The following is a 12111-nucleotide window of genomic DNA, read 5'->3' as shown; positions in this document are numbered from 1 at the left end:
TTTTACTCTTTGATTCTCAATCGAATCTGATAGTGCATTACATCAGGAACGGCGGCGTTAAATTTTTGTAGGTATAAATAAATGAGGATAAAATACGTTAACAATACGAAGAATATGCTTTAGGCCGTTGTGTTTTACTTTAATTCGGCTCAATTACGATAGTGCTGTAAAAGTTGTTGCGTTGAATAATCTTGCGGTGACAACTCCATTAAACGCTCCATTGCATCAACTGCATCAGGATTTCGTGCAATGTATTTTAAAAGCACTTCAACATCACAATAGTTAAAAATTGCTTCACTCAAACGCGAATCTAAACAATTTCGCCAAGAACATAAGAATGGGCTTTCTGTTTTTGCGAGCATTACACCATTGACCTGCTGTAAAGCTTTATCAATAAATCCAACGTCTAAAGCATTTTCGATTCGGAGGAAATCAGCCTCAATATGCGCCAGTAATTTATAGGGTCTTGAGCCTAACATTCCACCCAATAAATCTCGAAGCTGCGACATTTCAGCTTTTAAAGTTCCCATGCTTACCTTTCGCTCCCCATACAAAGCTTGATGAAGCGAATCTAAGCTAAGCCCTTGAGGACATAATGCCAATATTGTCAAAATTTCAATCTGTCTAGGTGTAACCACCAAGGTACGTCCGTTAAATATGACTTGAGGAATTCCAAAGGTACGAATAAATAAATGTTGGCGTTGATAATTCAGTAATGCTGATTGTATTAAAGATGCACAACGTTCTGCTGCGAGTAGTCCAAAACTATTGTGATGATCCCATGTCGTTGATAAATCTAATACACCAATGAGTTGCTTCGAAAATGGATCAACAATTGGTGCTGCATAGCACACCCAATCATGAATAGACTCCATATAGTGTTCATTTGAAAACACACAACTTGATTTTTCAGTTTTCAAGGTTAATGCTAAAGCATTTGTTCCAACCACTTCCTCCCGCCATTGACCGCCTTCAATAAAGTGAACGCGTTCTGCAGCCTTACGCATTTGTTGACTAGCTTCTGTCCAAATAATGGTGCTGTTGATATCGCCTACCGCAAGTACCATAGATGATTGTTGTGCAACATGTTTTAACTCTTGTTCACATATTTTCAATGCTTGATTTAGGCTGTTACTTTCAACAGTACTCGTTGTGATCAACGGCGCTACCATTCGCTCTTTCGGAATTTCTGCCAACTTCGATCTTTGCCAAGACTTTAAAATATGCTGACCAAGTTGTTTCGCCTGTACAGTTGAAAGACTGATTTTCTCTCTAAGTGTTTCTATTTGTTGTCTTTGCTTGATAAGAGTCTGCATTGAGTTCATTCCTTATTATCTCAACATTTCCCAATATGCATATGTTGTACTTATTATAGTTATAGTATTTGTTGATCAGTTGTAAACCTTCATCATTCCAACCTTTTTCCAACCTTATTGTGGTTATGTTAACTCATCAATAATAGAAGATATCTAATACCAAAGACGAAGATATTTTCCATAACTTTACAGCACAACCAAAGGATGGACACTATGCGCTACGCTGATCCCAATCAACCAGATTCTAAAGTTCAATTTAAAGCACAATACGAAAATTTCATTGGTGGGAAATGGGTTCCTCCAGTAAAAGGTGAGTATTTTGATAATCTTTCTCCCGTAGATGGGAAAGTCTTTACTCGAGTTCCCCGTTCTTCAGTCGAGGATATTGAACTCGCTTTGGACGCAGCTCATGCCGCTAAAACTGAATGGAACAAAACGTCTGCAACAACTCGCTCTAACATTTTATTAAAAATAGCAGATCGCTTAGAAGAGAATCTAGAATTACTTGCTGTGGCAGAAACATGGGACAATGGTAAACCTATCCGTGAAACCTTAGCTGCAGATATTCCACTGTGTATTGACCATTTCCGCTATTTTGCTGGCTGTATCCGCGCACAAGAAGGTGGTATTTCAGAAATCGATGAAGATACTATCGCTTACCATTTTCATGAGCCGTTGGGTGTCGTTGGACAGATTATTCCATGGAACTTTCCGATTTTAATGGCGGCGTGGAAACTTGCGCCTGCATTAGCAGCGGGGAACTGTATTGTCTTAAAACCAGCTGAGCAAACTCCTGTCAGTATTCTAGTTTTAGTTGAACTGATACAAGATATTTTACCACCAGGTGTGCTGAATATCGTCAATGGTTATGGTGTTGAAGTAGGACGCCCTCTTGCCACAAATCCACGTATTTCAAAAATTGCATTTACTGGCTCAACTGCGGTTGGTCAATTAATTATGCAATATGCCACCGAAAATATTATTCCAGTGACATTAGAACTGGGTGGCAAATCTCCAAATATTTTCTTCGAAGACATCATGGATAAGGATGATGAATATCTAGATAAAGCGCTTGAAGGTTTTGCCATGTTTGCCCTGAATCAGGGAGAAATTTGTACTTGTCCATCACGCGCTTTAGTCCAGGAAAGTATTGCTGATAAATTCTTAGAGATGGCTGTAGAGCGCGTGAAGCGAATTAAAACGGGACATCCACTTGATACAGAAACCATGATTGGTGCTCAAGCCTCGCAAGAGCAACAAGATAAAATTTTAGGTTGTATTGCGACAGGTCGTGAAGAAGGTGCTCAAATTCTTACAGGTGGTCAAGCACGTGAAGAAATTGGACAAGGTTTTTATATTGAGCCGACGATTTTCAAAGGCAATAACAGCATGAAAACATTCCAAGAAGAAATTTTTGGACCAGTTTTGGCTGTGACAACATTTAAAGATTTCGACGATGCTATCAACATTGCCAATGACACCATTTATGGATTAGGTGCTGGTGTTTGGTCACGATCAGCGCATACGTCATATCGTGCAGGACGTGCAATTCAATCAGGTCGAGTCTGGACAAATTGCTACCATATCTACCCTGCTCATGCTGCTTTTGGTGGTTATAAAAAATCAGGGATTGGTCGTGAAAATCATAAAATGATGCTGGATCATTACCAACAAACTAAAAATTTATTGGTGAGTTACTCAACTAAACCAATGGGTTTCTTCTAAAACAAAAGCTAAAGAAGCGGCTGATTGCCGCTTCTTTTCTGCTACAGGAGCTTAATGGATTAGCTGGCTTGTAGACTTTTCATATCAATCACAAAACGATATTTCACATCACTTTGAAGCATTCGCTCAAATGCCTCATTAATATTTTGCATATCAATGACTTCAACATCTGACACGATATTGTGCTGACCACAAAAATCAAGTAGTTCTTGAGTTTCTTGAATCCCACCAATCACCGATCCAGCGATTGATTTTCTTCCCATAATCATGGGCACGGAATTGCTGCTAAATTCTCCGAGATAGCCTACCAATACCAGTGTCCCACTCAATGCAAGTGTCGGAATATAAGGCTTTAAATCATGATCATAAGGCACAGTATCAATAATTAAATCAAACTGATTTTTCACTGATTTCATTTGTGTTGGATCTGTTGATAACACGACATGATCTGCACCTAAATCACGTGCATCCTGTTCTTTATTTGCTGATCGTGTAAATAAAGTCACTTCTGCACCAAGTGCATGAGCAAGTTTAATCGCCATATGACCTAAACCACCGAGTCCAACAACAGCCACTTTAGAGCCTTTACCGACATTCCAATGTTTTAATGGCGACCATGTCGTGATCCCAGCACATAAGATGGGTGCAATGGATTGTGTATCTAAATTTTCAGGTACTTTCAATACAAAATCTTGGCTCGCAATGATCGTTTGTGCGTAGCCACCATAAGTAGGTGTTTGATCATGACGATCTAAACTACCATACGTTTGTGTATTGCCAGCTTCACAATATTGCTCCAAACCTTGGTGACAAGCAGAACAAGTACGACATGAATCTACCATACACCCGATTCCGACCAGATCTCCAACCTTAAACTTCGTTACCGATGCTCCGATGCTTTTTACGCGACCAATTACTTCATGACCAGGTACAATTGGGTAACGACTAAAACCCCAATCATTACGCGCTTGATGTAAGTCAGAATGACATACACCGCAGTATTCAATATCAATAATGACATCATCGGTGCGAGCTTGACGTTGCTGGAAAGTATATGGAACCAGTGGACTTTTAGAATCAAGCGCTGCGTAAGCTAAAACATTATGGGTCATCGTGACTTCCTCAAGCTGTTAATTTCGTACTCTCTTATTCGTTATATCACATCAATATTTTTAATAAATTTAGCTGAGTCTCAATCTAATTTCTTTTTCACTTATTTTTGTAATTCGCGCTCTACGAAATGCAAGCGATCTTGCCCCCAGTACATATTTTCCCGTACAAAAAATGTAGGTGCTCCGAATACCCCTCGTTGTACGGCATTGTTTGTTTCATCAATCAATTTTTGTTTTACCACCGGATCTTGGCTTAAATCCAAAAGTTGCTGACCGTCGATTGCATCACCTTGAAATAAATTTATCAGAACTTCTGGATCGGCTAAATTCAAGGGCTTTCTAAACATCGCATCAAAAAGCTTGGTCAAAATCACTTCAAAATATTCATCATGATAGATTTTCACTGCCGTTAATATACGCATTAAAGTCAATGTATTCATTGGAAAATATGGATTCATCTGCATCGGGATCTGATAATAATCTGACCAACGACTTAAGTCTTGCATTGAATAGATCCCTTTAACAGGCACCTCAATTGGACTCTTGTTACCAGTCGACTTAAAAATTCCACCCAATAAAATTGGTGTGTAATCAATCACTGCATTATATTTTTGGGTGATTTCTTGTAGCTTATAAAAAGCCAAATAACTAAATGGACTGCCAAGATCGAAATAAAATTCAACTTTTTGTTGTTGTGTAGTCATGTCTTATCCTTATTAAATATGATTACCACTGTTCAGACCATGGTCGCAAATCCAATTCATGTGTCCAAGCATCTCGTGGTTGATGAGCAATATGCCAATAGTTATCAGCTATATGTTGAGGATTCAAAATACCGTCATGCTGTTTTTTTTCATACAAATGAGGGAAAGTATCTTTAATAAAATCAGTATCAATCGCCCCATCAATAATGATGTGCACAACATGAATATGATGAGGCCCTAACTCTTTTGCCATACTTTGGGCTAAGGCTCTTAACGCATGTTTAGCGCCAGCAAAAGCGCTGAAATATGCTGAACCACGGATGCTTGCTGTTGCACCAGTGAAAATGATAGTGCCGCGCTGCCTTGCGACCATCCGTTTAGCTACTTCACGACCATTTAAAAAAGCACTAAAACAAGCCATTTCCCAGATTTTAAAATATTTACGTGCTGTTTCTTCTAGAATGCTACACGGCATATTTGCTCCAATATTAAAAACCAATACTTCAATCTGACCAATGTCACGTTCAATTGTGTCAATCAGTTGAATCACTTGATCTTCTTTTCTTGCATCTGAAGCAAATCCATAAGCTTTACCACCGTGTGCTTCAATCTCTCGGATGACAGGTGCAAGCTTGTCTGCATTGCGTCGAGTCATACAAGCAGTATATCCACCTCGTGCAAAGCGTTTTGCGATCTCACTGCCTGTGGCATCTCCTGCACCAATGATCAGTGCGACCTTGTTATGTGTTGATTTTTCTTCTGAATAATTAATTTTTGACTGCTGATCGCTCATCATTGCTCCATTAAATAACGATCGTTATTATAACGATCACTATGTTATAGTTTTGATGCACAGTCAATGGTTATTGAATATTCAATATGAGATATAAAGCAGGATATAAAGAAGAAAAACGTCGTGATATTTTAAAAACCAGTGGTGAACTTGCAAAAAAACAAGGTTTTAACAATACTGGGGTTGATGGTTTTATGCACGCTGCAAATATGACCAGCGGTGCTTTCTATTCTCACTTTTCTTCAAAAAAAGACTTATTTAAAGCCTTAATCGAATCTGAAATCGGAGCAAGTATTCAACAGTGGGAAATGAATCCTCATCAAGATCCAGAATCTTGGTTAGATTTTGAAATGAACCGATATCTTTCTCTATTACACGTTCAACACCCAGAAAAAGGCTGTGTTTTACCCTCACTTGCTGCTGAAGTTTCACGCGCTGATGCTGACATTAAACAATGTTTTGAAAACGAACTTCAGCGTGGTTACAAACTATTTGCGCAGCATGCTCCAGAACCTGATTTCGCTTGGGCCATACTCTGTCAAATGGTGGGCTCCGTACTATTAGCGCGTGGAGTTCAAGATGAACGCTTAAAAAAAGATATTCTCAATTCTAGTCTAGCGATGCTTAAGACATTATTAAAAAAAGAGATTGCGAAATAAATCGTTTTATATTGTTTTATGGACGAAACCTTAGTTCCAAAAGCTCTATACTATAATCTCCTCATCATTCTTTTAAGAACGTCACATCATGAGAAAGCTTCCTGAAACAGTATATGCAATACAGCATTTAGCCTTTGAAGATCTAGGTTCTTTTGAGGAGACACTATATCAACTGGGTTATCGGGTCAGATATTTTGATGCAGGTGTGGATGATCTTTCAGTAGCCTTAAAGTACGAAGGTCTGACCATTATTTTGGGTGGACCGATTGGTGTTTATGAGACAGAAGATTACCCTTTCCTACAAACAGAAATAGACTTACTTAAAGAAAGATTAAAACTCCAACGCCCTACGCTTGGCATCTGTCTAGGTGCTCAACTCATTTCAAAAGCCTTGGGCGGTGCAGTATATGCTGGCCATACTAAAGAAATTGGCTGGAGTACGGTAGATATTATAAATGAGCAAGACAACGTTCTAAATTCTTTAAATGGTGTGCCAGTTTTGCATTGGCATGGTGATACCTTTGATCTTCCCGCGCAATCGAAACTTCTGGCGAGCACTCAAATTTATAAAAATCAGGCTTTTCAAGTTGGATCTAATATTTTAGCACTCCAGTTCCATCCTGAAGTGACCTCAGATAGTTTAGAGAAATGGTTGATTGGTCATACTTGCGAATTGCGTAAAGCGGGTATAGATATTACTCAATTACGTGCAGATAACCACCGTTATGCTGAAAAACTTGAATCTGTGGCAGGTTCAATCTTAAGCCGTTTTATTGAACAGATTAAATGATTTTGATTTGATTGCCTTCAACCCAACTGTAGATCAGGATATTGGGTTGTGCTATGCCAATCAATCCACCATTCGTTATGAGCATCCACTCCGTTGCATCCCATTCAACCGAATTTGATAGAGTGAGTAACCGCTTTCAACAGTTAATATTTTTTGATATCAAGTATCTAAAATTTTGTTCAAATTTTTCCAATGTACCCAATCGTTAAGAAGTTTGACTATGGTGAGTCCACATATCACACATATAACTCCATAAATTATTTCAGGAACTATCTGTGATGCACCTAAAGAATTAAACAATCTCCAATATTCATCTTTTTTAAAGTAAAACATTATGGGAGCAAAACTCATAGAAAATAAAACTAGTAAATTCATTACTAAAACTTTTATTTTTCCTTTTTTTGATACCTTTAGTCTAATGATTTCACCTCTAGAGTTTTTTAATACCTGATAACCTGCTCTATTCCATACAAAAGTCCAATAAAGTAACTCAAACTCCATTGCATTAAATTTATCTAAGAAATATTCCAGCTCATTTATATCAACGTTTTTTGCTCCAGTAAGTGCAGAAATTGCTGAATTTAGCAGAAGCGTTTTAACTTCCTCGCTTTCATTAAGATTTTTAATCCTTTCTCGTTCTTCAAAAAAAGATTTAAGACGTAAGTGGCGCTCAAGATATTTTTTTCGATTGTATGATGGTGTAATAAGCTCAATGGCTTTTTCAAATATTTGCAAATACATATTTAAAATAAACTAAATAATTATAATCAGTCCAAATCATAAATCTAAATTTATTTTAAATAAATGCAATTTTTTTAAACCATACAATATCCATGACTTTTTTAAATATTTCTACTCCTATCTCTGCAAGCGTATATCACGTTTAATGAATTGATCTACAAACTTCTTAGTATGGTTATTATCTCCCTGTGTAAAATCGTATGTGACATTGATTCTAAAGCTTGAGCCACGCCAATGACGTAAGCTAATTAGATAAAATTCTTGTTGTAGATTTGGTTCATCTTACTTTCGATAATTACGGGTAGAGCATTAAAAAGAGAAGCTTTTGGCCTCATAAGAAAATAATAAACCGCCCATCTAGGCGGCTTATTTATCACTTAACAAATTGATTTTATTATTTTTTATTATCTACTGAAGCTTCAGTTGTAATATTCACCGTGATTTTATCGCCTACATTAGGCACATATGCTCCAACACCGAATGCAGAACGGTCAAATGAAGTCGTTGCATTGAAACCAATAGACTGCGCTTTCGTCATAGGATGTTCAGCTTGTTTATTCAAAACAGCATCTAGTACGACAGGCTTAGTAACATTTTTAATCGTTAGATCACCTGTGATCTTATACTTGTTCTTACCATTTGGTTGTACTTTAGTACTTTTAAAAGTGATATTCGGATATTTTTCAGCATCAAAGAAATCTGGTTTCAATAAATGTTCATCTAATGCTTTGACATTTGTATTGATACTTGAAAGTGGAATTGTGACATTCACCGCTGAATTCGCAGGCTTTTCATTGTCTACTTTGATCGTCCCTTGGATATCGCTAAAATTACCTGATGGTGTAGAAAAACCAAAATGATCCCAAGTAAATACTGTGGCTGTATGAGTTGGATCGATTTTATACTCAACTGGTTTAGCAACTGAAACTGTTGCTACAGAAAGTACTACGGCACTTAACGCTATTGTTTTAAAGTTCATCAATTTTTCCTCAAATTTTTTAAAACATTTATGAAATGGATAGTGAATAATGTATAGCATTCTGAAATTCTTGCATCAGTACAGATAGAACAGTTTGTTGCAAGATTAGAACGCACCTTAAGAAGGTGTCACTTTTATCAAATCAATTTGATCAGATTATGACTATCACTTGTGTATAGATCATGTTTTTCATCTTTAAGCTTTCTCCTAATAAGCAGTTAACATCAACACATATCTTAAATATGAGATTAAATTAAACATTTATACAATATACTAATATTTTGTCTCATTTATAATACTAAAATTACCACTTTGAACTGGAGAATAATGATGAGTGAACAACAACAAGCGATTGATAAAGCGCTTAAAACTAAAGCACCTAAAGATGTCGTATTGGCTTTTTTATATAATACTGATAAATCAAGAGTAGCGATTGCTTCAGAAAAGTTAGTGGCTGAAGATGCCATTTATACTTCGCTAAATTTTAATAATCCTGAACTTAAACAAATTGAACCTTGGGCTGGTACTTCTACAGGTCGTGATGTCTACATTTATACTTTTTCTAATGTCGGAACTTATTGGACGATCGATGATTTTCAAATCACAGATATTTTAGCTGAAGATGAAACAGTGGCTGTATTCGGTCAATTTACTTATACATCTGTTTACGCTAAGCGCACTTTTACTTCACCTTTTTCAATTAAAGCAATAGTTAAAGATGGCTTAATCACGTATTTCCAGTTTATGGAAGATACTTATGCTTCAGCAGCATCTTTCAGAGTAAGTGGTGAATGGACAATTCAACAAAATGCTGATCCAAAATTAAATTTTACCGTGTCAGAAACTACGGCTAATTAACTGTAAAATAATAAAAATAGGATAATAAAAAAGCCTCATAAGAGGCTTTTTTATGACTGTTAAAGCTTTTCAATCAGAATACGATCAATCTGTTTTAATCCTGAAGTTTTTTCACGATTTTTTCGACGTACTTTAATGATTTTCTCTTCAGCCATATCTTGTAGCAATAATTCTACTGCTACCATCGCTTCAAGTGGTAAGTCTTCACCAATCCACTTTTGCTCACCCGCATCCATTAAAGTAATTTCATCACTAATTTGCTCATACAAACTCATTGCGCTACTCACTTCCAATCTGAAATCTAGGGAATGAATGTATCTATATAGATACATAAAAATAAAAAGACGCCCCACAGTTGGGACGCCTTTTAAAACACTTAATTCTAAGAATTAAGCAGTAATTTCTTTCACTGCTGCGACAACTGCTTCAGTCGTAATACCAAAGTGTTGGAACAAATCTTTCGCTGGTGCAGATTCACCATACGTAGTCATACCAATCACACGACCATCAAGACCTACAAATTTCCACCAGTAGTCAACATGCGCCGCTTCAACCGCTACACGCGCACGGATATTAGATGGAAGAACTGACTCACGGTAAGCAGCATCTTGCTTAACAAATTCTTCAGCACATGGCATAGACACAACACGCACACCTTCAAGCTGTGCATAAGCTTCCATTGCCAATGCAACTTCCGAACCTGTTGCAATGATAATCGCTTTCAATTCGCCTTTTTCTTTAGCTAATACATAACCACCTTTCGCAACATCAGCAATTTGTGCTTCTGTGCGTGTTTGGAATGCTAAGTTTTGACGAGAGAAGATCAACGCAGTTGGACCTTCAGAACGTGTTAACGCAGATTTCCAAGAAATTGCTGCTTCAACTGTGTCACATGGGCGCCATGTGTTGAGGTTTGGTGTACCACGTAAAGATGCGATTTGTTCAATTGGTTGGTGTGTTGGACCATCTTCACCCAAACCAATAGAATCGTGTGTGTAAACATGAATCACACGTTGTTTCATCAATGCAGACATACGTACTGCGTTACGTGCATATTCCATAAACATGAGGAATGTTGCTACGTAAGGAATGAACCCACCGTGAAGTGCAACACCGTTTGCGATTGCAGTCATACCGAACTCACGTACGCCATAGTGTACGTAGTTACCTGCAGCATTGTCTTGAACGCCTTGTGCGCCTTTCCAAAGTGTTAAGTTAGAACCTGCTAAGTCAGCAGAACCACCTAAGATTTCAGACAGCATTGGGGCAAATGCTTGGATTGCATTTTGGCTTGCTTTACGTGTTGCGATGGTTTCAGCTTTTGCGTTTACTTCAGCAATATACGCATCCGCTTTTGCAACGAAGTCAGCAGGTAATTCACCGCTTAAACGACGTTTAAGATCAGCCGCTTCAGTTGGATATTTTGCTTCATATTGTGCAAATACTTCGTTCCAAGCTGCTTCTGCTTGTTGACCTTTTTCTTTCGCGTCCCATGCAGCATAAACGTCAGCAGGAATTTCGAATGGACCTTCAGTCCAACCCAACGCTTCACGTGCTAATGCGATTTCGTCGTTACCCAGTGGTGCACCATGGCAATCTTCTTTACCTTGTTTGTTTGGTGAACCTAAACCAATAATCGTTTTACAGATAATGATTGTTGGTTTCTTCGTTTCAGCTTTCGCTTCTAAAGTTGCCGCACGTAATGCATCTGCATCGTGACCATCAACTTTCAATACTTGCCAGCCATAAGCTAAGAAGCGTTGTTCTGTATCGTCAGAGAACCAACCTTCTACTTCACCATCAATTGAAATACCATTGTCGTCATAGTAAGCAATTAATTTACCTAGCCCCAAAGTACCTGCCAATGAACATGCTTCATGAGAAACACCTTCCATTAAACAGCCGTCACCTAAGAAACAGTAAGTGAAATGATCAACGACTTTAATGTCTTCTTTGTTGAATTGCGCTGCTAAGGTTTTTTCAGCCAAAGCAAAACCAACAGCATTCGCGATACCCTGACCCAATGGACCAGTGGTTGTTTCGATACCAGGTGCATAACCTAATTCTGGGTGACCCGGTGTTTTTGAGTGCAATTGACGGAATGCTTTTAAATCTTCAATTGAAAGATCATAGCCAGTCAAATGTAATAATGCATATTGAAGCATTGAGCCATGACCATTTGATAATACAAAACGGTCGCGGTTAGCCCACTGAGGGTTTGTCGGATTGTGATTTAAGAATTGACGCCATACAACATCAGCAATATCAGCCATCCCCATTGGTGCACCTGGATGTCCAGAATTTGCTTTTTGCACAGCATCCATTGCAAGTACACGAATTGCGTTAGCAATGCGACGTTCATTCAGCGGGGTTGTCATAGATCAGTGTCCGATAAATTAAAGATGGGAAATGAATAAAATTCAAAAACTGGGTG

At 37.9% G+C, this 12111-nt stretch carries 12 protein-coding genes; 4 read left to right on the top strand and 8 right to left on the bottom strand.

All coding sequences use genetic code 11. The features are described 5' to 3' along the window. Positions 1–149: 149 nt before the first annotated feature. Entirely contained in the window at positions 150–1325 is a 1176-nt protein-coding gene (locus AC1M9E_RS06325) for a sigma-54-dependent transcriptional regulator family protein (RefSeq protein WP_481595370.1), read from the bottom strand. 204 nt (positions 1326–1529) lie between these two features. Between AC1M9E_RS06325 and exaC the strand changes: the two genes are divergently transcribed. After that, the gene (gene exaC / locus AC1M9E_RS06320) at positions 1530–3041 is read left to right on the top strand and encodes an acetaldehyde dehydrogenase ExaC (RefSeq protein ID WP_035263774.1); all 1512 of its coding nucleotides are present in this window, start codon (positions 1530–1532) and stop codon (positions 3039–3041) included. 59 nt (positions 3042–3100) lie between these two features. Here exaC and AC1M9E_RS06315 read toward each other — a convergent pair whose 3' ends face one another. The 3 genes from AC1M9E_RS06315 to AC1M9E_RS06305 all read right to left on the bottom strand — a co-directional run bounded on the left by AC1M9E_RS06315 (position 3101) and on the right by AC1M9E_RS06305 (position 5650). After that, on the bottom strand, positions 3101–4153 hold the full coding sequence (locus AC1M9E_RS06315; protein ID WP_481607442.1) for an NAD(P)-dependent alcohol dehydrogenase: 1053 nt from the start codon (positions 4151–4153) through the stop codon (positions 3101–3103). A gap of 101 nt (positions 4154–4254) precedes the next feature. Continuing rightward, positions 4255–4857, bottom strand: coding sequence for a 2-hydroxychromene-2-carboxylate isomerase (locus tag AC1M9E_RS06310; RefSeq protein WP_481607443.1), 603 nt, complete (start codon positions 4855–4857; stop codon positions 4255–4257). A 22-nt stretch (positions 4858–4879) separates the two neighbouring features. Next, positions 4880–5650 (bottom strand): SDR family oxidoreductase, encoded by a 771-nt coding sequence (locus AC1M9E_RS06305; protein ID WP_481607444.1) that lies wholly within the window; start codon positions 5648–5650, stop codon positions 4880–4882. A gap of 86 nt (positions 5651–5736) precedes the next feature. Here AC1M9E_RS06305 and AC1M9E_RS06300 point away from each other — a divergent pair, with 86 nt between their 5' ends. After that, entirely contained in the window at positions 5737–6309 is a 573-nt protein-coding gene (locus tag AC1M9E_RS06300) for a TetR/AcrR family transcriptional regulator (protein ID WP_481607445.1), read from the top strand. Positions 6310–6397: 88 nt separating this feature from the next. Beyond that, positions 6398–7099: a glutamine amidotransferase gene (locus AC1M9E_RS06295; protein ID WP_481595375.1), complete on the top strand. Its 702-nt coding sequence runs from the start codon at positions 6398–6400 to the stop codon at positions 7097–7099. 159 nt (positions 7100–7258) lie between these two features. Here the strand turns inward: AC1M9E_RS06295 and AC1M9E_RS06290 are convergent, their stop codons facing one another. After that, positions 7259–7840, bottom strand: coding sequence for a hypothetical protein (locus AC1M9E_RS06290; protein WP_481607446.1), 582 nt, complete (start codon positions 7838–7840; stop codon positions 7259–7261). A 394-nt stretch (positions 7841–8234) separates the two neighbouring features. Beyond that, positions 8235–8819, bottom strand: coding sequence for a YceI family protein (locus AC1M9E_RS06285; RefSeq protein ID WP_179998144.1), 585 nt, complete (start codon positions 8817–8819; stop codon positions 8235–8237). A 330-nt stretch (positions 8820–9149) separates the two neighbouring features. Here AC1M9E_RS06285 and AC1M9E_RS06280 point away from each other — a divergent pair, with 330 nt between their 5' ends. Beyond that, positions 9150–9677: a nuclear transport factor 2 family protein gene (locus AC1M9E_RS06280; protein ID WP_035263788.1), complete on the top strand. Its 528-nt coding sequence runs from the start codon at positions 9150–9152 to the stop codon at positions 9675–9677. Positions 9678–9736: 59 nt separating this feature from the next. On the opposite strand, the gene AC1M9E_RS06275 is transcribed toward AC1M9E_RS06280, so the two are convergent. After that, on the bottom strand, positions 9737–9952 hold the full coding sequence (locus AC1M9E_RS06275) for a hypothetical protein (RefSeq protein ID WP_035263790.1): 216 nt from the start codon (positions 9950–9952) through the stop codon (positions 9737–9739). 114 nt (positions 9953–10066) lie between these two features. Next, entirely contained in the window at positions 10067–12055 is a 1989-nt protein-coding gene (gene tkt / locus AC1M9E_RS06270) for a transketolase (RefSeq protein ID WP_481607447.1), read from the bottom strand. Positions 12056–12111: the final 56 nt, after the last annotated feature.

The organism is Acinetobacter sp. 24-47-47 (assembly GCF_057737035.1).
This window is presented reverse-complemented; position numbering and strand designations above follow the sequence as displayed.

What these genes read in the sequence shown, in the direction of transcription:
- AC1M9E_RS06325 (WP_481595370.1), bottom strand. Translation starts at nt 1,325, where the DNA reads ATGAACTCAATGCAGACTCTTATCAAGCAAAGACAACAAATAGAAACA.
- exaC (WP_035263774.1), top strand. Translation starts at nt 1,530, where the DNA reads ATGCGCTACGCTGATCCCAATCAACCAGATTCTAAAGTTCAATTTAAA.
- AC1M9E_RS06315 (WP_481607442.1), bottom strand. Translation starts at nt 4,153, where the DNA reads ATGACCCATAATGTTTTAGCTTACGCAGCGCTTGATTCTAAAAGTCCA.
- AC1M9E_RS06310 (WP_481607443.1), bottom strand. Translation starts at nt 4,857, where the DNA reads ATGACTACACAACAACAAAAAGTTGAATTTTATTTCGATCTTGGCAGT.
- AC1M9E_RS06305 (WP_481607444.1), bottom strand. Translation starts at nt 5,650, where the DNA reads ATGAGCGATCAGCAGTCAAAAATTAATTATTCAGAAGAAAAATCAACA.
- AC1M9E_RS06300 (WP_481607445.1), top strand. Translation starts at nt 5,737, where the DNA reads ATGAGATATAAAGCAGGATATAAAGAAGAAAAACGTCGTGATATTTTA.
- AC1M9E_RS06295 (WP_481595375.1), top strand. Translation starts at nt 6,398, where the DNA reads ATGAGAAAGCTTCCTGAAACAGTATATGCAATACAGCATTTAGCCTTT.
- AC1M9E_RS06290 (WP_481607446.1), bottom strand. Translation starts at nt 7,840, where the DNA reads ATGTATTTGCAAATATTTGAAAAAGCCATTGAGCTTATTACACCATCA.
- AC1M9E_RS06285 (WP_179998144.1), bottom strand. Translation starts at nt 8,819, where the DNA reads ATGAACTTTAAAACAATAGCGTTAAGTGCCGTAGTACTTTCTGTAGCA.
- AC1M9E_RS06280 (WP_035263788.1), top strand. Translation starts at nt 9,150, where the DNA reads ATGAGTGAACAACAACAAGCGATTGATAAAGCGCTTAAAACTAAAGCA.
- AC1M9E_RS06275 (WP_035263790.1), bottom strand. Translation starts at nt 9,952, where the DNA reads ATGAGTTTGTATGAGCAAATTAGTGATGAAATTACTTTAATGGATGCG.
- tkt (WP_481607447.1), bottom strand. Translation starts at nt 12,055, where the DNA reads ATGACAACCCCGCTGAATGAACGTCGCATTGCTAACGCAATTCGTGTA.